The organism is Vibrio sp. 10N.222.52.C12 (assembly GCF_041474215.1).
Taxonomy (GTDB): Bacteria; Pseudomonadota; Gammaproteobacteria; order Enterobacterales; family Vibrionaceae; genus Vibrio; species Vibrio crassostreae_C.
The window spans coordinates 1-209 of the sequence record NZ_JBFRTR010000249.1 but is presented as its reverse complement, the minus strand read 5'-3'; the positions used below and the strand labels follow the sequence as shown (position 1 = coordinate 209).

Here is a 209-nt window from a genome sequence, read left to right as displayed (position 1 = left end):
CTCCTTATACGAAGATATTCACGATAAGTGTCCACACAGATTGATATGTTTAAACAGTTAAGAGTAACCTATGTCCCGTTCGTCTAGAGGCCTAGGACACCGCCCTTTCACGGCGGTAACAGGGGTTCGACTCCCCTACGGGATACCATCTTTAAGCACATTTATTTAAGTGTTTTTAAAAATGGTTCATTTTATTGAATCAAGCTCTT

The 209-nt window shown here is 40.7% G+C and carries 1 tRNA gene; it reads left to right on the top strand.

The annotated features are described in order from the left end of the window. Positions 1-72 precede the first annotated feature (72 nt). Positions 73-148 (top strand) — tRNA-Glu (locus AB4623_RS24150). Positions 149-209: the final 61 nt, after the last annotated feature.